This is a genomic window from Qipengyuania benthica (assembly GCF_030717865.1).
In the GTDB taxonomy this organism is placed as follows: domain Bacteria; phylum Pseudomonadota; class Alphaproteobacteria; order Sphingomonadales; family Sphingomonadaceae; genus Qipengyuania; species Qipengyuania benthica.
On sequence record NZ_JAVAIL010000003.1, the window covers coordinates 236,981 to 261,588 of the forward strand.

The window sequence follows — 24,608 nt, forward strand, 5'->3', positions numbered from 1 at the left end:
CGAGCTGCTTGTTTGCTTTTCCGCAGGCGGAACCTTCCAGCGCTTCTAGCCGTCAGTCCAGCATGCACAGCGCGCCGAAACCCAAGGAAATCTTCGACAAGGCTGCTGCGGAAGGGAAACGACGTCTCGACCAAAGCCTCGCGGCTCTCCTCGCCACGGGCTTCATCGCCGGCTTTACGATCATCTTCGGCAGCACCGCACAGGCGCTCATCCATTCGGCCGCGCAGCCGCAATTCGGCGAATTCGCCTCGGTACTCGGAGCGCTTGGCTTCGCAACCGGGGTTGTCTTCCTGATCATCGGCCGCGCCGAGCTCTTCAACGAGAACTTCTTCGATCCGATCGCCACGGCCTTCGAAGGAAAGGAACGCGACATTCCCAGGCGCATGGCGCGGCTGTGGGTGTTCACCTTCGTGCTGAACATTGTGGGCGGCACCATCCTGATCCTGGTCCTGTCGGTCGAAGGGGCCCTCCACGAGGGTGCTCGCCAATCGATAGCGTCCATGGCCTTGGAACTGGCCAACCGCGATCCCCTGGCGACCTTCGCGCGCTCGATCATCGGTGGAGCGCTCGTAGCCCTGCTCTCCTTCCTCGTAATCGCCGCTCAGAGCCAGGGCGCACGCGCGATGATGGCTTTCGCGGTCGGATTCATGCTCGCGCTGGGACCGTTCGAACACGTGGTGGTGTCAACGCTCCACATGCTGTTCGGCGTGTTCATCGGCGCCGATCTGGCAGCGCAGCATCTCGCAAAGGTCGCAGCGATCTCGCTCGCCGGCAATCTGGTGGGAGGGATCGGGCTGGTGACGCTGTCGCATGCCGCGCAGGCCCTGGCCGAAGATGGCGGCTAGGAACCTAGCCGCTTGCCCCTGCGCCGTTGCGACCTCGAACCGGTACGTTTGATCTGAATCATGGCATTCGATTTTCGCTGTGTCATACTGTCTGGCGCCCGCGAAACGCGCCGGCGCCGAAAATGACAATCCCCAGGTCGGCGAAAGAAACGCATCTCGATGATGAACATTGCAACCTTGACCATGAACCCGACAATCGACGTTTCCTTCGAAACCGACCGGGTGTTTCACACTCGCAAGATGCGGGGCCGCAACGAGTGCCACGCCCCGGGCGGCGGTGGGATCAATGTCGCGCGGGTCTTCGTCCGTCTCGGCGGCAATGCCCGGTGCTACTATCTCTCGGGCGGTGCGACGGGCGCGGCGCTCGATGGGCTCATCGATCTCCATCAGCTGGTACGGAGCCGCATTGCGATTGCGGGGGAGACCCGGGTGAGCACCTCGGTCTACGAGCGCGGTAGTGGCCACGAATACCGCTTCGTGACCGAAGGACCCACGGTTTCGCCCGGCGAATGGCAGGACTGCCTCGACCGCATCGGCGAAGTGCGCTGCGACTATCTGGTGGTGAGCGGATCGCTTCCCCGCGGTGTTCCCGAGGACTTTTACGCGCAAGTGGCGGATCGCGCGAACGAGCGGGATATTCGCGTCGTCCTCGACAGTTCCGGACGGGGCCTTGCGGGGGGTCTCGCCGGTCGGGGGATATACCTAGTCAAACCGAGCATCGGTGAATTGCGCAGTTTGACCGGTCGGGATCTTGCCAGCGACGAGACGATCGCCGAGGCCGCGAAGGGGATTGTCGATCGCGGCGAAGCGGAGCATGTGGCGGTGACCATGGGCCGCGACGGCGGACTGCTGTGCAACGCTTCGGGCGTGCTGCGACTGCCGGCGGTGCCCATCAAAGCTGCGAGTACCGTGGGCGCGGGCGACAGCTTTCTCGCAGCCATGGTGCACTCCCTGGCGAGCGGTCAGGCCCCCGGCGACGCCTTTCGCTTCGGTCTTGCGGCAGGCGCTGCCGCCGCCCTAACTCCGGGAACGGATCTGGCGCAGCCAGACGAAATCCGGCGGCTGTTCGCGGATAGCGGTGCTTCCTCTGCCCGGTGAGAGGACTCCTTGATCGTGGCGTGTCCGGCCCGCGCAGTTCCAGCCTGCCAATCGTTCTCCGCCGCAGAAGAGGGATAGCACGACGATGGTGAGACAAGCCCTGTGGCACGCCCGCACTGCCGAGGAGGTGATCGAGACGCTAGATGCCGATCGTGCGGGCCTGACCAGCGAGGCGGTTAAGACCCGGCTCGACATCCATGGCCCCAACACCTTGCCGGAAGCGAAATCGGTCTCTCCGCTGCTGCGCTTCCTGAGCCAGTTCAACAATCCTTTGATCTACTTCCTGCTTGCCGCAGCGCTGGCCGCCTTTTTGCTCGACCATGCAATCGATGCCGCGGTCATACTCCTCGTGGTGCTGGTGAACGCCACTGTCGGTTTCGTGCAGGAAGGGCGCGCGGAGCAGGCGCTGAGCGGCATGCGCGGTCTCATTTCTCCGCATGCCAAGGTGCTGCGCGAAGGCGAGAAACGCGAAGTCGACGTCGCCGAGCTCGTGCCAGGGGACGTAGTCGTGATCGAAGCCGGAGACCGCGTTCCGGCAGATCTGAGACTTCTTCGCGCGCGCAGCCTCGCCATCGAAGAGGCGGCGCTCACGGGAGAATCCGTTGCCGCCGAAAAGGGCGAGGAGCCGGTGGTCGAGGGCGCCTCGCTGGGCGACCGCACCTCGATGGCGTTTTCGGGCACACTGGTTGCGCGTGGCCAGGCAACCGGAATGGTCGTGGCGACCGGGAGCAATACCGAAATCGGCAAGATCAGCGGAATGCTGCAGCAAGTGCCGACGCTCGTGACGCCGCTCCTGCGGCAGATCAATTCCTTCGCCCGCCTGCTGACCCTGGTAATCCTTGTCTTCGGCGCGGCGCTGTTCGCTTTTGCAGTCCTGGTGCGCGGTTTTGAGTGGGTCGACGCGCTGATCGCCGTTGTCGCCGTGGCCGTGGGGGCAATCCCGGAAGGGCTGCCCGCGGTCATCACAATCACGCTTGCCATCGGCGTTCAGCGGATGGCCGCGCGCCGCGCCGTGATACGCAAGCTGCCGGCGGTGGAATCGCTTGGTGCCACCAGCGTGATCTGCACCGACAAGACGGGTACGCTGACCCGCAACGAGATGACCGTGGCCCGCCTGCTGACCGGGGATCGCGAATATACCGTCAGCGGTATCGGCTATGCGCCGGAAGGCGAAGTGACGCCAGTCGAGGGCTCGCCGGACGATGCCGAGACGCCGCGCGATCTGATCCGCTGCGGCGCGCTGTGCAACGATGCGCGGCTGGTGGAGGACGGTGGGCAATGGGGCGTCGCGGGCGATCCGATGGAAGGTGCGCTGCTCGCGCTCGCCGCCAAGGCCGGTCTGGAAACAGAAGGGCTGCAGCGCGACTGGCAACGACTGGACGAAATCCCGTTCGATGCATCCTATCGCTATATGGCCACGCTGCACCGGACACCCGGCGGCGACCGCGTCGCTTTCATCAAGGGTGCGCCCGAGGCGGTGCTGGCGCTGTGCGGCGACGAAGCTCGGGCAGTGGACTGGCAAGCCCTGGTCGAACGCTCGGCTTCAGACGGCGAACGCCTGCTCGGTTTTGCGATGTTGCCGGTCGGCGAGGGCGCCGAGCACATTGGGCATGGCGATCTGGCAGGTGCGCAGATGCTCGGGCTGATGGGCTTCATCGATCCACCGCGCGAGGAAGCCAAGCGGGCGATCGCCGAGTGCCGTTCTGCCGGCATCGCCGTCAAGATGATCACCGGCGATCACGCTGCGACAGCCGGGGCGATCGCGCGCCAGCTCGAACTCGCCGATGATCCGCAGGCACTCACCGGTGCGCAGATCGAGGCGATGGATGACGACGAACTCTCCCGTTGCGTACCCGAGGTTGCGGTCTTCGCGCGCGCCAGCCCCGAACACAAGCTCAGGATCGTGCGGGCACTCCAGGCGCACGGTCATATCGTCGCGATGACCGGAGACGGGGTCAACGACGCGCCCTCGCTCAAGCAGGCCGACGTCGGGACCGCTATGGGTGTCACCGGCACCGAGGCGGCGCGCGAGGCCTCGGAGATGGTGCTGCTCGACGACAATTTCGCTTCGATCGTTGCCGCCGTGCGCGAGGGGCGCACTGTCCATGACAATATCCGCAAGGTTATCGCCTGGACGCTGCCCACCAATGGCGGCGAGGCGATCGTCGTCATCCTCGCCATCCTCGCCGGATTCACGCTGCCGCTAACCGCCACCCAAATCTTGTGGATCAATCTCGTCACCGCATCCACCCTCGGGCTGGTGCTGGCATTCGAGCCGTCGGAGCCCGGTGTCATGGACAGGCCGCCGCGCCAGCGCGACGCCTCGCTGCTGACCGGATTGCTGTTGTGGCGCATCGTGCTGGTATCGACGCTGTTCGCAGCTGCCGTACTGCTCGTTTTCTTCGGTGTGCAGGCACAAGGCTCCAGCGTCGAGACGGCACGGACGATGGCCGTCAACATGCTGGTGGTGGCGGAGATCTTCTACCTGTTCAACGTGCGCTTCCTGCACATGCGATCGGCAACACTCAAGGGAGCGCTCGGAACCAAACCCGTGCTGATTGCTCTAGCGGTCGTCGTCGCGGCGCAGCTCGCCTTCACCTATCTGCCGTTTCTGCAGCGCGTGTTCGACACAAGGCCGCTGAGCCTGGCGCAGGGCGCAGCTATCATCGGTCTCGGAGCAGGCCTGTTCCTCATCCTCGAAGTGGAGAAGTCGATCGTGCGGCGCCTTCAGCGCGGGCAGTCGGATCGCAGTACGACCCGCTCATAGACTCCGCTTGCTCGACCTTGCGCCTGTCGGCTTGGGTTTCGCCGCGGTCACTGCGCAGTGTAGCCGCCGTCGATCACGAGCTCGCTGCCGGTGACGAACTTCGCCTCGTCGGAAGCCAGATAGAGGATACCCGCCGCGATATCGTCCGGCTCGCCGACATGGCCGATCGGATGGCGCTCATCGAGGCTGCTGCGGAACGCCTCTACATCCTCGCCGGACCGACGCGCCAGATCCTCGACCAGCGGCGTCCAGATGAAGCCCGGATGCACCGAATTCACCCGGATTCTTTCCTTCGCGTAGGTCAGTGCGTCGGTCTTGGTCATCAGTCGCACGGCGCCCTTCGATGCATGATAGGCCGGAATATCCTGGGCGCTGATGATGCCGTAGATCGATGAAAGATTGACGATAGCCCCGCCGCCCGCGCGGCGCAGGTGGGGGATAGCGTGCTTGGTGCAGAAGAACACACCCCGCACATTGACGTTCATCACCTCGTCCCATTCCTCTGCGCTGAGTTCGTCGGTCGCCTTGTTCTCGCCGGCGATTCCGGCGTTGTTGACGAGGATATCCAGCTTGCCGAATTCGTCCGCGACTTCGCCCAACACCCGCTTCACCGCGCCTTCGTCGGTGACGTCCAGGTTCCAGTAGTGCGCCCTTCCCCCACCCGACTCAATGCTTTGGGCAAGCCGCTCACCATCTTCGTCGAGAATGTCGGCGATCGCGACTGCGGCGCCCTCGCGCGCCATCATTGCGCAGGTGGCAGCACCGATCCCATGCGACCCGCCGGTGACGATTGCGACCTTGTGTGCCAGACGCGCCATCGTTGTGCCTCTCTTCGGACCCTGTTGCAGCAGAATGAAACGCGGCACCTCTAGAGCTTCGTTCGCTTGCAGGTGCGCCGGGAATTCGACGGGAATTCGACGGGAATTCGAGCTGAGAACGCCGTGGTCTGGTCGTTGTTCCGAGGTTAAACTGCTCAGAGGCGGAACTCTCGTGGATAGATGCAGGTTGACCGATTGATAGCGCGCCCGCACGATGTGGGTATCCGTCAAGAGATCCAAACAGCATGATCGCCTCGAGCAGAAGCAATGAAAAGGCGCACGGAGCGCCTGAATCGGATAAGTCCAGGTTCGGGTCTGCTGCGGTGTTGCGCGCTTTCATCTTCGACATGGACGGCGTTGTCACAAACACCGCAGTCGCTCACTTCACCTGCTGGAAGGAGGTCTTCGACGGCTTGCTTCGCAGCCGCTCCGGCGACGATTTCGTGGGCGACGATTTCAGGGACGACGCTCCGGGGGGCGACAATCTTGGAGCGTTCACCCGCCGGGACTATCTCGATCATGTCGACGGCATCCCCCGCCTGGCAGGAATTCGCGCCTTCTTAGAGTCCCGCGAAATCGACCTGCCCGAAGGCGAGGAAGGCGACCGAACTCCTGCGACGGTTCGGGGCCTCGGCTTCCTGAAGAACCAGTGCTTCGATCGGTGGCTCGCTCAGAACGAAGTGCCGACGTTCGAGGACACCCGCGCCCTGATCGATGTGCTCAAGGCGAACGGTGTCACGGTCGGGATTTTCTCCGCGAGCCGGAACGCAAATCGAGTGATCGAGAGCGCCGGACTGGGAGGATTTTTCGACGCCATCGTCAGCGGCGATGATGCCGAGGAGCAAAACCTCGCCGCCAAGCCCGATCCGGCGATGCTGGTGGAGACCGCGAGGCAGCTCGGAATCGAGCCGCGAGAAACCGCCGTCGTCGAGGATGCGCTTGCAGGAGTCGAGGCCGGATCGAGGGGGCGCTTCGCCCTGACGGTGGGAATCAACCGCCAGGAGGACCATGCCGACTCGCAGCGGCATGCGCTCCGCGCCCATGGTGCCGACCTCGTCGTGCGCGACCTGCGCCGGCTGCTCACTGCCGATGGTTCGGGTCTCAGGACGGTCGGCAATCTTCCGGCGGTGTGGGATCGGCAGGACGAGCTGGTGTCGCAGATCGGCAGCCGTCCGCTTGCTGTCTTCCTCGATTACGACGGCACGCTGACCCCGATCGTGCGGAACCACCGCAAGGCGCATATCTCCGACAAGATGGTCGAGGCGGTCGCGCAGCTCGCAGAACAGTGTCCGACGGCGATCATCAGCGGGCGCGACCTCGATGACGTTCGCGACCGGGTCGGGCTCGACAGCGTATTTTATGCCGGCAGCCACGGCTTCGACATCGCCGGTCCCGGCGGCTTGAAGATGCGGCCCGAGGGGGCGGAGAAATTCCTGCGACCGATCGCGGAAGCCGAGCAGGACCTCAGGCGCGCCATCGAGGGTATCGACGGCGCCGAGGTCGAGCGAAAGACTTTCTCGATCGCAGTCCATTTCCGGAACGCAGCCGAAGAGGACGTCGAGCGGCTCGAGAGCGCGGTGGACGAAGTCGTCGGCCGCCACGCCGACCTGCGCAGGAGCAGGGGAAAGAAAGTCTTGCAGGTCGAGCCGCGTGCCGAGTGGAACAAGGGAAAGGCGATCGAATGGCTGCTCGCCAACACCCGCCTCGGCGAACGCGATGCGCTGCCGCTCTACATCGGCGACGATATCACCGATGAGGATGCCTTTGCAGCTCTTGCGGACGACGGAATTTCGATCGTCGTCAAGGATGGCGGGTACATCACAACGGCCGACTATGCACTCGAGAATAGCGCAGACGTCGGCCGCTTCCTGGTGTGGCTGAGCGAATGCGTGGAGAAGCAGGCCCGATGACGGCCTGGTCCCTCGTCTACCCCGACTACATCCCGGCGCAGGAGGGTCTGCGCGAAACCCTATGCGCCCTGGGCAATGGCTACATCGTCTCGCGCGCCTGCGCGCCGGACAGCTTCGCGGATGACGTGCATTACCCAGGCACCTATCTCGCGGGAGGCTACGATCGGCTGGTGTCGAGCGTGGGCGACCGGGAAATCGAGAACGAGGACCTCGTCAATCTCCCCAACTGGCTGCCGCTGATGCTGCGTATCGGCGATGGCGAGTGGATCGGCCCGGACTCAGTGGAGCAGCTCGGCTATCGTCAGGAACTCGACCTCAAGACGGGCGTGCTATCCCGCGTGCTGCGGTTTCGCGATGCGGACGGAAGGGTAACGCGCTGGGACGAGCGACGCATCGTCTCGATGCACGATCCCCATCTCGCGGCGATGAGCGTGCGCGTGACACCGGAGAACTGGTCGGAGACGCTGACCTTGCGTTCGGCGATCGACGCCAGCGTCATCAACTGGGGCGTGGAGCGCTACCGCGCGCTCGAGGGACGCCATCTGGAGACACTCGACAGTCGCTGCGAAGAAAGCGGAGTGATCTCTCTGCGCACCCGCATGGTCCAGGCGCGCCACGAGATCGCGCTTGCCGCTCGCAACGATGTGAAATTGGAGGGAGCGCATATTGCGCCTGCGCGCACCGAGACTCTGCCCGACATGGTTGCGCAGGAGTTCGAGATCGAGGCGCGCGAGGGTCGATCCATCAGCATCAGCAAGATCGCGGCCTATTTCAGCTCGAAAGACACCGCGACGACCGAGCCGCTGCAGGAGGCGGTCGCTCACGTCCAGCATGCGCCGGGCTTCCACGAACTCTGCCAGCAGCATGTAGAAGCCTGGTCGCACCTTTGGGAGCAGTGCGATATCGAGCTCGAGAGCACGTCGAACGACGAGGCGCAGCGCAAGCTGCGCCTGCATATTTTCCACTTGCTCCAGACTGCCTCGGCGCATTCGGTGGACAGAGACGTTGGGGTGCCGCCGCGCGGCTGGCATGGCGAGGCCTACCGGGGTCACATCATGTGGGACGAGCTGTTCATCTTCCCCTATCTGACGCTGCGGATGCCGTTCCTGACGCGCGCACTCCTGGGCTACAGGTTCCGCCGGCTCGACGAGGCACGCCGCGCCGCGCGCGAGGCTGGTTTGAAGGGGGCGATGTTCCCCTGGATGAGCGGTTCGAACGGGCGCGAGGAAAGCCAGCGCATCCACTTGAACCCCCGTTCGGGGCGCTGGATTCCCGACAACACCTGGCGCCAGCGGCATATCGGCGCCGCGATCTGCTACAACATCTGGGAGTATGTCGAGGCCACCGCGGACCGGGACTTCCTGCGCGATTTCGGGGCCGAGCTGTTCTTCGAGATCGCCCGCTTCTGGTCCAGCCTGGCTCAAAAGCGCCCGGACGGACGCTACGGCATACGCGGCGTGATGGGGCCCGACGAATTTCACACCGCCTACCCGGGTGCCGACCCCGAAACAGCGGGCGGCGTCGACAACAACGCCTACACCAATCTGATGGTGTCGTGGCTGCTGACGCGCGCGTTCGACGTGCTGGACCTGATTCCGAGCGACCAGCGCCGCCGGCTCTGCGAGAAGCTGGACCTCACCGAAGACGAACTGACGCGCTGGAACGAGGTGAGCCGCAAGCTGTTCATACCGATCCAGGACGACGGGATAATCGCCCAGTTCGAGGGCTATGAGAATCTGAAGGAGTTTCCCTGGGAGGAGTTTGGCGAAAAATACGGCGACCTTCAGCGGCTCGACCGCATCCTCGAGGGCGAAGGAAAAGATCCCAACGACTACAAGGTCTCCAAGCAGGCCGACCTGCTGATGATCTTCTATCTGTTCAGCCGCGAGGAGATCGAACTGATCTTCGACCGACTCGGCTATGAATTCACGCCGGACATGATCTGGCGGAACATCCAGTATTACATGGAGCGAACTTCGCACGGCTCGACTTTGAGCTGGCTGGCGCACGCTTGGGTGCTGGCACGGGCCGACCGGCAACGCTCCTGGCAACTGGCGCTGAAGGCGCTCGATAGCGACGTCGGCGACCTCCAAGGAGGAACGACCGCCGAGGGCATTCATCTCGGCGCGATGGCCGGCACCGTCGATCTGATCCAGCGCTGCTACACCGGACTCGAGACTCGCTCCGGAGCGCTGATGCTGAACCCTCGCCTGCCCGAGCAGGTGGAGCGGCTCGTGACGACGGTGCATTATCGCCGCCAGATCCTCGATCTCGAGATCACCCAGGAGAGACTGACCGTCTCGAGCCGGGTGATGACCGCCCATCCGATCACGGTCACCTATCGAGGCGAGAGCCGCGAGATGAGCCCCGGACAGTCCTTCGTCTTCGTCCTGGTTCCGGAAACGAAGCCCGACCGGAACATCCGCGAGCACGGGCAGAGGCGCGTCCGCGAGGGCTCTACACCGGTACAGCAGGAGGAAATTGCACCATGAACGAGACGGAACTTGTTCTGCAACTTGCCGAGTTGAATCGGCAGGACGGCGACCGGGTGGGCGGCAAGAATGCTTCGCTGGGCGAGATGATCGGAAACCTGCGCGACTCGGGCATTCGCGTACCCGGCGGCTTTGCCACGACCGCGGCCGCCTACTGGCGTTATGTCGAGGCCAACGGGCTCGAGAAGCCCATCGCCGAGCAGATCGGCCAGCTAAAGGACGACTTGAGCAATCTCCATCAGGTCGGCGAGGCGATCCGGCGGAAAATCCGCGAGGGCGGCTTTCCGCCCGATCTGGAGGAAGCCATACGTTCGTCCTACCGCGCGATGGGCGAGAAGGGACCGGCCAAGGTCGCCGTGCGTTCCAGCGCCACTGCCGAGGACCTGCCGGAGGCCAGCTTCGCGGGCCAGCTCGAAACCTTTCTCAACGTGGAGGGCGAGAGCGCGTTGCTGGATGCCTGTCGCAATTGCTACGCCTCGCTCTTCACCGACCGCGCCATCAGCTATCGCGAGAATCACGGCTTCGATCATCTGGATATCGCCCTGTCGGTGGGCGTGCAGCGAATGGTCCGATCGGACCTCGCCTCCTCGGGTGTCATGTTCTCGATCGACACCGAGACGGGATTCCCGCGTTCCGTCCTGATCACCGGCGCCTGGGGTCTGGGCGAGACGGTGGTGCAGGGGATGGTCGATCCGGACGAGTTCCAGGTGTTCAAGCCGCTGCTCGACCGGCCCGAATTCAAGCCGATCATCGAGAAGAAGGTCGGCGCCAAGTCCCAGAAGATGGTTTATGGAAACAAGGCGGCGACCGAGCTGGTCGAAACCGCTCCGGAGGAGCGACGCCGCCTGGTGATCGATGACGACGAAGTCCTGACGCTGGCGCGGTGGGCGACGATCATCGAGCGCCATTACGGCCTGCCGATGGACATGGAGTGGGCCAAGGATGGCGAAACGAACGAGCTCTTCATCGTCCAGGCCCGCCCGGAGACGGTGCAGTCGCGCCGCGAGGCGGGACAGCTGAGGTCGTACAGTCTCAAGAAGAAGGGCAAGGTGCTGGTCTCGGGAGTGGCCATCGGCGATGCAATCGCCACAGGACCCGTGATCCGGCTGGATAGCCCCGACGAGATCGAACGGTTCGAGACCGGCGCGATCCTGGTCACCGGCATGACCGATCCCGACTGGGTTCCGATCATGAAAAAGGCCGCAGCCATCGTCACCGATCACGGCGGGCGAACCAGCCACGCAGCCATCGTCAGCCGGGAGCTCGGTCTGTCGGCGATCGTCGGCACCGGCGACGCCACGAAGACGTTCGAGAATGGCCAGGCGGTCACCGTATCCTGCGCCGAGGGAGACGAGGGCCGGGTCTACGAAGGAGCGCTCGAATTCGAGGTGACCGACATCGACCTCTCTGAAATACCCGAGACGCGGACCAAGGCGATGGTGAACCTCGCCAATCCCGCGAGCGCCTTTCGCTGGTGGCGTCTTCCGAGCGACGGGGTCGGTCTGGCACGGATGGAGTTCGTCATCTCCAACCACATCAAGGTGCATCCGATGGCACTCGTCCGCTTCGACGAGGTCGAGGACGAGGACGACCGCAAGCAGATCGAGGAGCTGACCCGGGGCTTCGAGACCAAGACCGACTTTTTCGTCGATACGCTTGCCCGCGGCATTGCGCGAATTGCGGCCGCGCACCATCCGAACCCGGTCATCGTTCGGATGAGCGATTTCAAGACCAACGAGTATGCCGATCTTCTCGGCGGTGAAGCCTTCGAGCCGAAGGAAGAAAATCCGATGCTGGGGTGGCGCGGGGCCAGCCGATACTATCATCCGGATTATCGCGAGGGCTTCGCGCTCGAATGTCTGGCGATCCGCCGGGCCCGCGAAGAGATCGGGCTCGACAACATCGTGATGATGATCCCGTTCTGCCGCACGCCCCAGGAGGCAGATCGAGTCCTCGAAGAGATGGCCAAGCATGGCCTGATGCGGGGCAAGGCGGGGCTCGAGGTCTACGTGATGGCCGAGCTACCCTCGAACGTGCTGCTCGCCGATAAGTTTGCCACCCGTTTCGACGGCTTCTCGATCGGCTCGAACGACCTGACGCAGCTGACGCTCGGGATCGATCGCGACAGCGACCGGCTCAGCTCGCTATTCGACGAACGGAACGAGGCGGTGACGAAGACGATCGCCGAGCTGCTCGCCGCAGCGAAACGCACCGGAACGCACACCGGGATCTGTGGTCAGGCGCCCAGCGACCACCCCGAGTTCGCCCGCTTTCTGGTCGAACACGGCATCGATTCGATCTCGGTCACTCCCGACAGCTTCCTACGCGTGAAGCAGCAGATCGCAATGGCCGAGGCCGCTCTCGCGGGGGAGCGGACCTAGGGGTTCCGGTGAGGGCGGGAGATGGCCATGAGACCCATAGTCCTACCGATGCGAAAACAATCTCGGGATGGGCGGCCTTTTGGCTGGAGGTTCCACGCCTCTACGGCTGGGTGTCCTCCTCGACCTCGGCGCTAGGCAAGGACAAACGGCAGACCAGCCCCTCGGGTCGGTAGTCGATCAGGACCTCGGCTTGGAACGTCCTTCCGACGACTTGCTTGATCAGGCTCGTGCCAAAGCCCTGCCGCTCGGGCGGCTTCACCAGGGGGCCTCCTGTTTCCCGCCACTCGATCAGAAGCAGGTGCTTGCCCTGTTCGACGGAGCGCTCCGATGTCACGGTTACGCGGCCCTGCGGGTGGCTGAAGGCGCCATACTTGATCGAATTCGTTCCCAATTCGTGAAAAGCCAGGGCAAGAGGCTGAACCGCAGTTGAGCGCAACGACACTTGTTCGCCTTTTATATTAATGTTCGTCCCGTCTGCGTTGCGATATTGTCCGAGTTCGGCATCCAACAGATCAGCCAGGCTGATGCTATCCTGAACGCCCCGCTCCATAAATGACTGCGTTCCGGCCAGGACCTTGATCCGCTCCTGCAGCGAGCTTTCGAGTTCGGTAACGCTCGTACTGTTCTTGGCGCTGAGCCAAACCAAAGCACTGAACACTGTAAACAGGTTCTTGATACGGTGGTCCATCTCCTGGGCGACGGCCTCGCGCTGCTCCTCCAGGTCTTTGCGCAGGGTGATGTCCCGGTGAACCACGGTCAGAACCGTTCTGCCGTCGACAAACCGCCGCGAGAGCGCTGCCTCGCCCGGGAACTCCTCGCCATTCTTCCGGCGGCCCCAGACTTCACGCTGGTGACCCATGAGCCGGCCTTCGACGTCCTCTTCCGAGCCAAACTGCTTAACCTGTCGAACGTGCGCGTCTCTGTAGCGCTCCGGTAGCAGCATCTCCACTCGCTGCCCCAGCACCTCGGCCGCACTGTAGCCGAAGCACCGTTCCGCAGCCGCATTGAAGAAAAGCATGCGCCCCTCTTCGTCGGTGCAGATCACCGGATCCGCAACGATCGCCAGAACGTCGATATCGATCGGCGTCCTCCCGGATTGCGCCGACGGGGAGAACAGCAAGGTGTCTTGTGCTTCTTCACTCATATCGGTGCATCCGCGTTCAGATAGGCTGGCTCGAAATGCGCAAGACTCGCAAGTCTCTGACCGGCGAAAAGCCCGGCAAAAAGCGACGCTTGCGTCATTCAAGAGCATTCGATTCAGGTCGCAAAGCTACTGCACGCGCCTGCACGCTCCTGTTGAGGTGAGCGGGAGCCACGCCCCTGATTTCGGCGTGAGCTCCGCTACGTCCGCTACTGTAACAGGATGGGCCGGATAAGCACACTCTTCGATCGGATCAGCTCGGGTCGAAAATGCTTCGCGAAAGGAAAAGCGTTCCTAACCGCCGCAAGTCAGGCGAGGACGCCGGGCATCCACGCTTCCTGCCTCGCAGATGGCGAACCGCCCAGGCAAGGGTCGAACGCGGCTGACCGACAACCCGGCGCAATTGAAAGGCCAGCGGAAACTGCGGGCGTCGGGTCGCAGCGGTCGTGGATCGCCCGACGATGATTCGGTGGATGGCGCTCAGAAGCTACCAGTAAGGCGCGACCGCCCAATACTCGTACACGCGAGTCTGATAGCCGCGATCATATTGTTGATCGCGATCGTCGTCTCGATGAGTGGGGGCGTTGCGGAGTTCGTCTTCGGTCACGTCGAGCTTGTAGCCGCCCACCTGCGTATCGTAATCGAACTTCTCCCAAGGGAGGCTGTGAAGCTCGCCACCCATTCCCAGGAAGCTGCCGACTGCGATCTCCACGTCGCGTGCCTGACCGCTCAATTTGTCTATCATCACCCTGCGGACGGTGCCGATTTTTTCGCCCGTTGCACCGTAGACGCTGGTGCCTTCCACTCGATCGCTTGCGATCACGGAATGGTCATTGGTCCTGGCATCCGACATGGCTTCTCTCCTCGCGCACAAACTACGGAAAATGAGGCGCCACCTGCCTGGAGCGGATGCTCCTCATGCGACCAACGTGTGCGGCGACGGTTTGTGCCCTGCCCGGTCGTCGATCTCAGATCATGCCCCTGGCCATGTCGGCGATGGGATCTCCCGGCGGTCCGCCATTGGCAGCGAGTTCGCGGAAGGCGCGGTTCTGCGACATAAAGACCTTGCCGTTGAGCTCGTCGACGAAGTGCGTCCGCTTCAGCCGGTCCATCACCGGCCCCTTCACCTCGGACAGGTGGAGGCCGATTCCGCCATCGGCCATGCGGTGGTTGATCGCTTCCAGGCTCTCGAGGCCCGAAGCGTCGATCTCGTTCACCGCGCTGCACATCAGGATCACGTGGCGAACCGCGGGCCGGTCGGCGACTTCCTCCAGCACGTATTCTTCCAGCCAGCGGGCGTTGAGATAGGTCAGGCTCTCGTCGATGCGGATCGAGAGGACGTGGGGCACGGTGAAAACCTTGTGCCGCTCCACGTTGCGGAAATGCTCGGTCTCGGGAACGCGGCCCACGATCGCGGCATGGGGACGGCTTGCACGCCACAGGTAAAGCAGCAGACCGACCGCCACCCCGGCGATCACGCCCAGCTCCACTCCGGCAAGCAGGGTGATGACGATGGTGACGAAATGGGCGGCAAAATCCGCTTTCGAATAGCGCCAGAGCTGACCCGGTGTCTTGAGATCGACCAGGCTCAGCACGGCGACGATGATCGTGGCGGCCAGCGTTGCGATCGGCAGGCTGAACAGCAGGGGCGTCAGGAACAGGCCGGCAAGCGCAATCCCTACCGCGGTGTAGGCTCCCGCCGCCGGGGTCTCTGCCCCCGCATCGAAATTGACCACCGAACGGGCGAAGCCGCCGGTGACCGGGTAGCCGCCCGAAAACGCGCTGGCGACGTTCGCTGCACCCAGACCGATCAGCTCCTGGTTCGGAGCGATCCGCTGGCGCCGCTTGGCAGCAAGGGTCTGCGCCACCGAAACGCTCTCGACGAAGCCGATGATCGAGATGAGCAGCGCCGGCACCCAAAGCCGCCCGATCAGCTCGAGATCGGTCGAAGGCACCGCAAATGGCGGCAGGCCCTGGGGGATCGCCCCGACGAGGTTCACACCCCGCGCGCCGAGATCGAACATGATGACCGCAACGATCGTGAGGATCACCGCCACCACCGGTCCGGCCTTGGCGGCGATATCGGCTGCGCGAGGGCTCAGCCCGACCTGGACGAGCGCCGGCTTCAATCCCTTGCGAACCCAGAACAGGAACAGGGTTGCGGGCACGCCCACCGCCACCGTCCATGGATTGATCGTATCGATCCCGGAGGCCAGTTCGCCGAGCATCTCGGGCCAGGTGTCGCCGCGCGCCGACACTCCCAGAATGTGTTTGAGCTGGCTGGTCGCGATCAGGATTCCGCTGGCGCTGATGAACCCGCTGATGACGGGGTGGGACAGCAGATTGGCGAGGAAGCCCATCCTGAGCAGGCCGAGCACGGCCAGCATCACGCCGGAAAGGGCCGCAAGCGTTATCGCCGCCTCGAGATAAAGCTCGGTGCCTTGCGCCGCCACTGCGCCCGCCGCGCTCGCCGTCATCAAGGACACAACCGCAACCGGCCCGACCGCCAGCGTACGGCTGGTGCCGAAAACGGCGTAGGCGACCAGCGGGAGGATCGACGCGTAAAGGCCGACCACCGGCGGCAGCCCCGCCAGCAGCGCATAGGCGAGGCTCTGCGGGATCAGCATGATCGTGACGATGATCGCCGCGACCAGATCGTTGGTCAGGACCGTGCCGTTGTAGGTCCGGCCCCATTGGAGGATCGGGAGGTATTGCGACAGCAGGCCGGTGCGCCTGCCCTGCCCCGCGGTATCGACGCGAGCCGCGCCCGCGTCGGGATCGCTCGCAGCCATCAGGCGGCAGCCCTCACGCGCGGCTTGACCAGCCACTCACGCCCCTTGAGCATGCCATTCCAGTAGATCCAGGGCAGAGCTTCCGACTTCAGCAACCAGCTCAGCTTGCGCGGACGCGTGCCGTCGATCATCCATTCGGGAAAGGTGGGCAGCAGCTTCCCGTCATAGCCGAATTCGGCAAGCACGATCTTGCCGCGCTCCACGGTCAGCGGGCAGGAGCCGTAGCCATCGTAGTCGGCGCCGGGTTGTCCGCCATCGAGAGCGGCAAGCGCATTCACCGCCACGATCGGCGCCTGCTTGCGCACCGCTGCGGCGGTCTTGGCATTCGGAGTGGAGCCGGCATCGCCGACGCCGAAAACGTTCGGATAGCGGACATGCTGCAGGGTGAACTTGTCGATATCGACGAAGCCGCTCTCCGGGTTCGCCAGCGGACTGTCCGCCACGAATTGCGGTGCGACCTGGGGCGGCACGGCGTGGAGCATGTCGAACTCGACCGTTTCCTCCCCCGCCTCGGTCTTGAACGTCGCTTTGCGATCGGGTCCATCGACCGCGATCAGCGTCTGGTTAAGCTTCAGGTCGATGCCGTATTTTTCGACATATTCCATCAGCGCAGGGACATATTCCTTGACCCCGAACAGCACGCCGCCCGCATTGCGAAATTCGACATCGATGTCGTTCAGGACGCCACGGTCGAGCCATGCGTCGCACGAAAGATACATCGCCTTCTGCGGCGCGCCCGCGCATTTGATCGGCATTGGCGGCTGGCTGAAAATCGCGCGGCCCGATTTGAGACCGCGGACCAGCTCCCAGGTGTAGGGTGCCAGATCGAAGCGGTAATTCGAGGTCACTCCATTGCGACCGAGTGTTTCCTCGATCCCTTCGATCCTTTCCCACGCCAGACGTATGCCGGGGGCGACGATCAGGATCTTGTAGGTGACGGTGCTGCCATCGACGAGAGTGACTTGGCTGCTTTCGGGCTGGAACGATGCCGCGGCCTGTCGGATCCAATGGGCCTGCTTCGGCATCACACTCGCGGTCGGACGCCGTGTGACCGCCGCTTCGAACACGCCGCCGCCCACCATCGTCCAGCCCGGCTGGTAATAATGGTCCTCGCTCGGCTCGACGATCGCGAAGTCCAACAAGGGGCGCCTTTTCAGCATCGAAGAAGCGGTCGCGATCCCGGCGGATCCCCCGCCGATGATGACGACCTCGTGGTTCAGTCTTTGTGCCATGACGAACTCTCCGGCTCTTGTTGGTTACTCGCCCAATCGGCCACGCATCGAAGACAGGTCGTAGCCTGCCCGCTGCGCTCGCCCGATGCGTTCGTCCGCGCTCAGCTCCTCGGTATTCGCGAGGGCGTGGAGGGTGATCGAGCGGGTGCCGGTGCGGCAATATGCCAGCACCTTGCCCTCCGCCCGCTCGCAAGCCTCGGCGAATGCCGCGACGGCGGAAGGCGGAAATTCGCCGCCGGAAACGGGGATGTGGTGGAAGCAAAGACCAGCGGCCTGCGCTGCCTCGCGCATGGTCCCGGCGGGCGGCTGACCCGGTTCCTCTGCATCGGGACGATTGCAGATGATGGTGTCGAAACCCGCGTCGGCGACAGCCTGCAGCTCTTCCGGGCGCAGCTGCGGTGCAACCGCGAACCTGTCCGCAACCTGGGTGAAATTCATGCTCTGACCCTTTCGAAAACCGTCACGCCAGCCATTCCTGCCAACATTGCAGCGACGAAAATCGCGGCGGCGGCGGGTTCGACGACGAGGGCGGCAATCCCCGGTCCGGGACACAGACCCGCAATCCCCCAGCCGATCCCGAACAGTGCGGAACCGCCGAGCAGGCGCGGCGTCAGGTCGGATCGGGTCGGAAGATGGAACTGCGTCGCAAGGAGCGGCTCTGCCATGCGTGGCACCAGGCGCCAGGCGATGGCCATGACGATCATCGCTCCGCCCATCACGAAGGCAAGCGTGGGATCCCAATCTCCGAACAGATCGAGGAACCCCCGCACCCGCGCAGGATTGGTCATTCCGCCAAGCGCCAGACCGGCTCCGAACAGCGTGCCGGACACGAGCGATACAATCGCGCTGCGCATCACAGCACCTCCAGCCCGAGGGCGTTCATGGCGGCGACCGTCGCGATGCCCGCCGCCATGAAGATCGCCGTGGCGACGATCGACCGGGTGGACAGGCGACTGACACCGCAAACGCCGTGCCCGCTGGTGCACCCACTCCCCAGGCGGGTACCGATCCCGACCAGCAGCCCGGCAATGGCGAGGGTCAGCGGACTGGCGAAGCTCGCGGCCATCCCGCCCGACAGGAGCACCACGACCAGCGCGCCGAGCGGCAGGCCGAGCACGAACAGCCAGGCTCCGCTGCGCGCAATACCGCTGCCGCCGAGGCCGACCGCCTTCGCGGCCAGCCCCGAAACCCCGGCGATCCGACCCAGCGCCAGCAGCATCAGCGCGGCGGCAAGGCCGATGAGCACGCCGCCCGCCAGCCCGGCGAGCGGCGCTGCATCCGGATAGCCCGCCAGGGTCATACCGCGTTGACCGGTATCTTGATGTAGCTGACGCCGTTTTCTTCGGGATCGGGCAGCCGCCCGCCGCGAATATTCACCTGCACCGAGGGCATGATGAGGTTGGGCATCGCCAGCGTCTTGTCGCGGGCGCTACGCATTGCGACGAACTCCTCCTCGGTCACGCCATCCTTGACGTGGACATTGCCTTCGCGCTGCTGCCCGACCGTCGTTTCCCAGGCGTATTCGTCGCGGCCCGGCGCCTTGTAATCGTGGCACAGGAACAGCCGCGTTTCATCGGGAAGCGAGAGCAGGCGCCGGATCGAGCGGAACAGCTGGCTCGCGTCGCCCCCCGGGAAATCGGCACGGGCCGTCCCGAAGTCGGGCATGAAGATGGTGTCTCCGACGAAAGCGGCGTCGCCGATGATGAAGGCCATATCGGCCGGAGTGTGGCCGGGCACGTGGAGCGCTATTCCTTCCAGCTCGCCGACCTTGAAGGTTTCGCCATCCTCGAACAGCTTGTCGAACTGCGAGCCGTCGCGCTCGAAATCGGTTCCCGCGTTGAAGAGCTTGCCGAAGACTTCCTGCACCCGGATGATGTCGCGGCCGATCGCCAGTTTTCCGCCCAGCTTCTCCTGCAGATAGGGAGCGGCCGAGATGTGATCCGCATGGGCATGAGTCTCGATCAGCCAAGTCACTTTCAGCTTTTTCGAATTGACGTATTCGATGATGCGGTCGGCCGATCCGTTCGATGTCCGCCCCGAAGCCGCCTCGAAGTCGAGCACCGAGTCGATGATCGCCGCCTCGGCGGTTTTCGGATCGTGCACGACATAGGATATCGTGTTGGTGGCTTCGTCGAAAAAGCCCGCTATCGAGGGGCGCAGACACCGATCGGCCCGTGCGCGAGCGATCTGAGCGGAGGCCTGAGCAAGCGCCTTGTCGTCCGACATATCCGTTCTCCATTCAATTACATAAACTGTTTATATGTATTGCGTTTAACATGTCAAGTGCTATGCGTACGGGATGAACGAGAACAGCGATGAACGCGAAGCGCCCTGCGCAGGCCTGCGGATCGGCGATTTTGCGCCGGACTTTTCCGCCCGCAGCACCACCGGCGATCTGCGCCTGTCGGATTATCGCGGCCGCTGGCTGATATTGTTTTCGCACCCGGCGGACTTCACTCCGGTCTGCACGACCGAATTCGTCGCCCTCGCCCGATCGGCGGATCTCTTCGAGCAGCGCGATTGCGCCTTGATGGCGCTGTCGGTCGACAGCCTGTTCTCGCATTTCGCGTGGCTGCGGATGATCCGCGATCGCTTCGACATCGAAGTGCGCTTCCCGATCGTCGAGGATCCGACGCTTGTCATCTGTCGCGGCTACGGGATGGTCGCGCCGCATGACAACGACAGCGGTACGGTCCGCTCCACCTTCTTCATCGATCCGGAAGGGGTCATCCGGGCGATGACCTGCTACCCGGCAAATGTCGGCCGCTCGACGCCGGAAATCCTGCGGACCCTGGATGCATTGCAGGCGGTCGATAGCGGACCCGTGCTTGCGCCCGCCAATTGGGAGCGGGGCCAGAACCTCTTGCGCCAGCCGGCCGCCACGCTGGACGACGTATTCGGAGCCAGGGAGCAGACCGAATGGTTCCTGAAGGAAACCCCGGGGGCTCCGTCGCAGTGACCGAGGACGAACTCGTGGCGAGCCTCAAGGCGGCCGCCCATCCCGTCCGGTTGCGGATCTTGCGTGCATTGTCGGGCGCGGAGCGCAACGTGGGGGAGATCGATGCGCAAGCCGAGATCGGGCAGCCGACCCTGTCTCAGCAGCTCGCCGTCTTGCGCAAGGCCGGGCTGGTGACGACCCGCAAAGAAGCGAAACTGGTCTTCTACCGGATCGACGAAGCGAAGCTGGAGGCTTTGTCGGTTGCGTTCGGCGGTCTGGGTGGACGAAGCGAGGCGTCCGGCAGCGAGAAACGGAAAGCAGCCCAGGGAGTGGCCAATTTCGCCCGGCTGGGGTGATACTTGAGGTGTGTCCTGGCCGGTGTGTATCTCGGCGCGCCCTCGATCCGACTTTGCAGTCGATCCAGCGGATCGGGTAAGCTACCGAAGAAGCTGAAGAATCTGTCGCCAGCCGCGACGGAACGGAGGATGCCGATGCTCGAACAATTTCTTGGCCGGGACGATTTCGACGTCTTGCCCCACCTGGTCGCGATCGGTCTGGCCTATATTCTCGCCTTTCCCATCGGCTGGAACCGCGAAAAGACCGAGCGAAGTGCCGGATTGAGGACCTTCCCGCTGGTCGCCGTCGCCAGTTGCGGCTTCATACAGGCGGCCGAATCGCTGACCGCCGACACTCCCGAAGCGATGGCGCGCATCGTCGAGGGGCTGATCACCGGAATGGGCTTCATCGGAGGCGGGGCAATCCTCAGGCTGAAGGATTCGGTAAAGGGCACTGCGACAGCGGCGAGTTTGTGGATAACCGGTGCCATCGGCGCTTCGGTCGCTCTCGGGAGTCTGGATGTTGCCGTGATGCTGTCGGTGGTGACCGTAGCCACGCTCTGGATCATGGCGCCGATCAAGCATATCGGGCCCCTGAAAGAGGGCGACGACGAGGGTAGTTCCGACAAGGGGGAGGCGCGGCAAGAGCACGCGTGAGCCCCTCGCGCTCTTCATGGCCCATGGAAAGCGGACTCGCCTCGCCACGATGCGGCCGATAACCTCGGCGAGGAGTTGCAGTTGCGGACCCGCCGCCGCCGATTCCCGGTCCGACGCCTTCGGAACGTCGTCCCGGTACGAAGGAGGCTCTACGCCGCCGGCTGAAGCGGTTCCGATCGGCCGAGACGCCAGTCGATCCACGCCCCATAGGGGTGACAGATCGCCAGCAGTCGGCTCTCTCCGCTCGGCCAGCAGGTTAGGCGCAGCTGGACCTCTTCGCGCGCTTCGGTCCATTCGAAGCTGATCCGGACCAGCGGTCGTTCGATGTCGGCCCGCTCGCCCGCTGCGACGACCGTTCGTTCGACCGCCAGGCGCTCGTCAACGGTCAGATATTGGAGCAGCATCGAGTGAAAGACGGCGCGGCAGCGTCCCGACGGCTGCGGTTCGTTCAGTCGCTCCGTGAGCCAGGTGAGAGCGTTTGCGCGATCGACGCGCGGCGGATGGCGTCGCGCGATCGTCAACGCAGCGCGAAGACGCTCGGCGCGGCTCGGCTGATCTGCAAAGACGAAGGAAAGGAGCCGCTCGCGCGTGGCTTCGTCGGAGGTATCGAGCGGGCTGAGATCGACGCCGCGCGCCGCCAGTACCTGCACGCCGGAGGCAGGCGGCGGGGGGCCGTGCCACTCGGGATCGATCCTGACGGGAGAATCCGGCGCACCGGCCGCCACCCCGCCGAGGTGATAGCCATAATGCGCGAGATTGAGGTTGAGACCGGCGCTGGAGCCAAGCTCGAGCAGTTCGAAAGGCAAGCCGAAGGTATCTTGCGCCACCGCCAAGGCAGCCATGATGGCGCCGGCGCGGCACACCTCGTTGGTCTGCGGCGGGTGGCGCATCCAGGTCGCGATGAACTCGTCTTCCGCCGCCATGGCTGCAGCGAGCGCGCCGTCGAAGTCGTGATGCTGGTGCCGATACAGGGAACTCAGCGCGTGATGGCGCCCACGCCGGGCAAGAGCGTGGATCGCCGCGTTGAACCGCATCCCCAGTGCCGCCGCCGCCCGGTCGCCCGGCCAGGACTGGATCAGCGTGGCCGTTCGCGGTGCCGATGCAAGCTGGCGCTCGCCTGCTTCCAGCACCGCCGCAACGAATGGTGAGCCCAACGTCCGCGCGATGGACGCCTGACGGGACAACTCGTTGCTGCCCTCAAAATGCGCAGTCATATTCCTCCCTTCGGCCATCTTGCGAAGCAGACGGCGCGAGGTGATCTTCTCAAGCTCGGGTCGATCGCGGCAGGCAAGCCGCCGCCAATCAGAATTCCTGCCAGTCGTTGCCGGGATTCGCGTTCGCGACGGCCACCGGCGGCAGCAGGGTTCTCTTGCTCCCGTTGTAATTTGCCGGGATCGGGCGAGGCGATGTCCCAGCGCCGACGTTGAACGCCCGTGCCTGCTTCGTGAGGCCCTCGACTTCGCCGGCGAGATTGCGTGCCGCGGCAGAGGTCTGCTCTACCATCGCCGCATTCTGCTGGGTCGCCTGATCCATGCTGCCGATCGCCGCGCTGATCTGTGTGATCGCCGTCGACTGCGCCTGATTGTCGGTGGCGATGCGGGCGAGCAATTCATGAACCTCCGCGACATCGCCGGAGATGTCCTCCAGCGCACCATCGACCTTCTGAACCATCTCCACCGCAGCGGTAACATCGCTCTGCGTCGCGGTGAGCTGATCGCGGGCACGTGCGGCCTCCTCTTCGGAGCGCATGGCCAGCGCGCTGACGAGGTCGGCGACCACGGCGAACCCCCGTCCCGCCTCGCCGGCCCGACCCGCTTCCACGGCGGCGTTCATCGCCAGGACCCGCGTCTGGAAGGCGATCTTGTCGAGGCCTTCGATGACGCTGTCGATGCCCTTTGCGCTTTCCCCGACGCGGCTCATCGCTTCGACCGCCCGATCCGCGGTGGTACGCCCCTGCGTGACGGTGCCGATGGCCTCGTCGGCGCGCTGGACCGTGCTGGTGGCCGCCGTGGCCGTGGCCTTGAGGCGTTCGTCCATCTGGGTAACGGCGGCAGCGGTCTGTTCGAGACTGGCCGCGTTGGCTTCGGTTCGGCGCGCCAGATCCTCCGAGGCCTGGGCAATCTCGTCCGATCCGGTGCGGATGCTCGAGGTTGTGTCCATGACCGAGCCGATCAGCCCGCGCAGGGCGTTCACCGCGTCGTTGAAGTTGGTCTTGACCGCGGTATAGCTCGCGGGAAACTCCTGATCGATCTTGACCGTGAGATTGCCTCCGGCGAGTTCCGAGAGACGTTCGGAAATGGTCTCGACGACCATCTTCTGCTCTGCCTCGGCCTTCGCGCTCGCCAGATCGGTGGCGTGCTTGGCCACCGCTGCATCGCGGAACACGAGAACCGCCCGCGCCATGTCGCCGAGTTCGTCTCCGCGGTCGGTATCGGGAACATCCACATCGTTCTTGCCTGCGGCAAGATCGGACATCGTCCGTGTCAGGTCCGTCACCGGGCGTGCGATCAATCGCGTCAGGACTATCGCCAGGGTAATGGCGATGCCGATCAGCGCGACAGCTCCCAGGATCAGCGCGACGAGCGCGGAGGCGATCGCCGCTTCCTGGCTCGCGCTGTTCTGTTCTATGCGCGCGGTTTCGGCGTCTTTGATGTCGCGCAAGGGCAGCACTGCCGCGCTGGTCAGCACCGCCTTTCCGGCGCTGCGTGCATCGGCGGCGGCTTCGTCGCGCCGACCGGCCTGGACCATGGCGATCAGCCGATCGCTCCAATCCTGGCGCCATTTGAGCGTTTCTTCCCGGCTTGTCAGGAGAGCCGCTTCCATCGCCGGATCGGTCAGGATCTCTTCGAGTTCGACCGAGGTACGGTCGTAATCGTCGCGCCCTTCGTAATAGGATTTTAGGTAGGCTTCATCGCCGGTCACGATGAAACCCCGCATCTGGCTGTTCTGGCGGAGCAGAGCGGTTTCCAGTGCGAGCGCCTTGGCGTAGATCGACTGGCTCAGATTGTTTTCATCCGTGGCGCTGCGGATCGACGAGATATTGACGAAGAACACCAGCATCACGATCGCCGCGGTTGCGCAGATCGCCAGAAAGGAAAGCCCCAGCTTCCTCGGAATTCTCATAGATTTCAGCACTGTTCGCCTCTCGGTGGGTCTTTTCGTAGGGACTGTCGGCACCGGTGCCGGAGCGCGCAATGCGCCC

At 64.1% G+C, this 24,608-nt stretch carries 20 protein-coding genes; 9 read left to right on the forward strand and 11 right to left on the reverse strand.

Annotated features, from left to right (window positions below):
- Nucleotides 1–62 precede the first annotated feature (62 nt).
- The 3 genes from Q9K01_RS10085 to Q9K01_RS10095 all read left to right on the forward strand — a co-directional run bounded on the left by Q9K01_RS10085 (nucleotide 63) and on the right by Q9K01_RS10095 (nucleotide 4,710).
- Entirely contained in the window at nucleotides 63–845 is a 783-nt protein-coding gene (locus Q9K01_RS10085; RefSeq protein WP_305930121.1) for a formate/nitrite transporter family protein, read from the forward strand.
- 159 nt (nucleotides 846–1,004) lie between these two features.
- Nucleotides 1,005–1,943, forward strand: coding sequence for a 1-phosphofructokinase family hexose kinase (locus Q9K01_RS10090; RefSeq protein WP_305930122.1), 939 nt, complete (start codon nucleotides 1,005–1,007; stop codon nucleotides 1,941–1,943).
- Between the two features lie 85 nt (nucleotides 1,944–2,028).
- Entirely contained in the window at nucleotides 2,029–4,710 is a 2,682-nt protein-coding gene (locus tag Q9K01_RS10095; protein WP_305930123.1) for a cation-translocating P-type ATPase, read from the forward strand.
- A gap of 47 nt (nucleotides 4,711–4,757) precedes the next feature.
- Here Q9K01_RS10095 and Q9K01_RS10100 read toward each other — a convergent pair whose 3' ends face one another.
- Nucleotides 4,758–5,759, reverse strand: coding sequence for an SDR family NAD(P)-dependent oxidoreductase (locus Q9K01_RS10100; protein ID WP_305930124.1), 1,002 nt, complete (start codon nucleotides 5,757–5,759; stop codon nucleotides 4,758–4,760).
- A 14-nt stretch (nucleotides 5,760–5,773) separates the two neighbouring features.
- On the opposite strand from Q9K01_RS10100, the gene otsB reads away from it, so the two are divergent.
- Genes otsB through ppsA form a run of 3 tightly spaced genes read left to right on the forward strand, consistent with a single transcriptional unit; the run spans nucleotide 5,774 to nucleotide 12,311 of the window.
- Nucleotides 5,774–7,438, forward strand: coding sequence for a trehalose-phosphatase (gene otsB / locus Q9K01_RS10105; RefSeq protein ID WP_305930125.1), 1,665 nt, complete (start codon nucleotides 5,774–5,776; stop codon nucleotides 7,436–7,438).
- Entirely contained in the window at nucleotides 7,435–9,930 is a 2,496-nt protein-coding gene (locus Q9K01_RS10110; protein WP_305930126.1) for a glycoside hydrolase family 65 protein, read from the forward strand. Before otsB ends, Q9K01_RS10110 begins: the two co-directional genes overlap by 4 nt.
- Complete coding sequence (gene ppsA / locus Q9K01_RS10115) at nucleotides 9,927–12,311, forward strand: phosphoenolpyruvate synthase (RefSeq protein ID WP_305930127.1); 2,385 nt, start codon at nucleotides 9,927–9,929, stop codon at nucleotides 12,309–12,311. The genes Q9K01_RS10110 and ppsA overlap by 4 nt, the downstream gene beginning before the upstream one ends.
- A 100-nt stretch (nucleotides 12,312–12,411) precedes the next feature.
- Here ppsA and Q9K01_RS10120 read toward each other — a convergent pair whose 3' ends face one another.
- The 8 genes from Q9K01_RS10120 to Q9K01_RS10155 form a co-directional block, all read right to left on the reverse strand.
- Nucleotides 12,412–13,455, reverse strand: coding sequence for a PAS domain S-box protein (locus Q9K01_RS10120; RefSeq protein ID WP_305930128.1), 1,044 nt, complete (start codon nucleotides 13,453–13,455; stop codon nucleotides 12,412–12,414).
- Nucleotides 13,456–13,939: 484 nt separating this feature from the next.
- Nucleotides 13,940–14,305 carry a PRC-barrel domain-containing protein gene (locus Q9K01_RS10125; RefSeq protein WP_305930129.1) on the reverse strand — a complete coding sequence of 122 codons (366 nt, stop codon included), beginning with the start codon at nucleotides 14,303–14,305 and terminating at the stop codon, nucleotides 13,940–13,942.
- Nucleotides 14,306–14,420: 115 nt separating this feature from the next.
- Entirely contained in the window at nucleotides 14,421–16,280 is a 1,860-nt protein-coding gene (locus Q9K01_RS10130; protein WP_305930130.1) for a SulP family inorganic anion transporter, read from the reverse strand.
- On the reverse strand, nucleotides 16,244–17,476 hold the full coding sequence (locus Q9K01_RS10135) for an NAD(P)/FAD-dependent oxidoreductase (RefSeq protein ID WP_305930131.1): 1,233 nt from the start codon (nucleotides 17,474–17,476) through the stop codon (nucleotides 16,244–16,246). The genes Q9K01_RS10130 and Q9K01_RS10135 overlap by 37 nt, the downstream gene beginning before the upstream one ends.
- 24 nt (nucleotides 17,477–17,500) lie before the next feature.
- Nucleotides 17,501–17,914: a protein tyrosine phosphatase family protein gene (locus tag Q9K01_RS10140; RefSeq protein ID WP_305930132.1), complete on the reverse strand. Its 414-nt coding sequence runs from the start codon at nucleotides 17,912–17,914 to the stop codon at nucleotides 17,501–17,503.
- Entirely contained in the window at nucleotides 17,911–18,330 is a 420-nt protein-coding gene (locus Q9K01_RS10145) for a DUF6691 family protein (protein ID WP_305930133.1), read from the reverse strand. The genes Q9K01_RS10140 and Q9K01_RS10145 overlap by 4 nt, the downstream gene beginning before the upstream one ends.
- Nucleotides 18,330–18,776 (reverse strand): YeeE/YedE family protein, encoded by a 447-nt coding sequence (locus tag Q9K01_RS10150; RefSeq protein ID WP_305930134.1) that lies wholly within the window; start codon nucleotides 18,774–18,776, stop codon nucleotides 18,330–18,332. Before Q9K01_RS10150 ends, Q9K01_RS10145 begins: the two co-directional genes overlap by 1 nt.
- Complete coding sequence (locus tag Q9K01_RS10155) at nucleotides 18,773–19,702, reverse strand: MBL fold metallo-hydrolase (RefSeq protein WP_305930135.1); 930 nt, start codon at nucleotides 19,700–19,702, stop codon at nucleotides 18,773–18,775. The genes Q9K01_RS10150 and Q9K01_RS10155 overlap by 4 nt, the downstream gene beginning before the upstream one ends.
- Nucleotides 19,703–19,775: 73 nt before the next feature.
- Between Q9K01_RS10155 and Q9K01_RS10160 the strand changes: the two genes are divergently transcribed.
- The 3 genes from Q9K01_RS10160 (at nucleotide 19,776) to Q9K01_RS10170 (ending at nucleotide 21,406) form a co-directional block, all read left to right on the forward strand.
- Nucleotides 19,776–20,435: a peroxiredoxin gene (locus tag Q9K01_RS10160; RefSeq protein ID WP_305930136.1), complete on the forward strand. Its 660-nt coding sequence runs from the start codon at nucleotides 19,776–19,778 to the stop codon at nucleotides 20,433–20,435.
- Nucleotides 20,432–20,770, forward strand: a complete 339-nt coding sequence (locus Q9K01_RS10165; protein ID WP_305930137.1) for an ArsR/SmtB family transcription factor — start codon at nucleotides 20,432–20,434, stop codon at nucleotides 20,768–20,770. Before Q9K01_RS10160 ends, Q9K01_RS10165 begins: the two co-directional genes overlap by 4 nt.
- A 135-nt stretch (nucleotides 20,771–20,905) precedes the next feature.
- The gene (locus Q9K01_RS10170) at nucleotides 20,906–21,406 is read left to right on the forward strand and encodes an MgtC/SapB family protein (RefSeq protein ID WP_305930138.1); all 501 of its coding nucleotides are present in this window, start codon (nucleotides 20,906–20,908) and stop codon (nucleotides 21,404–21,406) included.
- Between the two features lie 149 nt (nucleotides 21,407–21,555).
- Here Q9K01_RS10170 and Q9K01_RS10175 read toward each other — a convergent pair whose 3' ends face one another.
- Both Q9K01_RS10175 and Q9K01_RS10180 read right to left on the reverse strand, forming a co-directional pair.
- The gene (locus Q9K01_RS10175) at nucleotides 21,556–22,620 is read right to left on the reverse strand and encodes a DUF2332 domain-containing protein (protein WP_305930139.1); all 1,065 of its coding nucleotides are present in this window, start codon (nucleotides 22,618–22,620) and stop codon (nucleotides 21,556–21,558) included.
- Between the two features lie 88 nt (nucleotides 22,621–22,708).
- The gene (locus tag Q9K01_RS10180) at nucleotides 22,709–24,529 is read right to left on the reverse strand and encodes a methyl-accepting chemotaxis protein (RefSeq protein WP_305930140.1); all 1,821 of its coding nucleotides are present in this window, start codon (nucleotides 24,527–24,529) and stop codon (nucleotides 22,709–22,711) included.
- Between the last annotated feature and the right edge of the window lie 79 nt (nucleotides 24,530–24,608).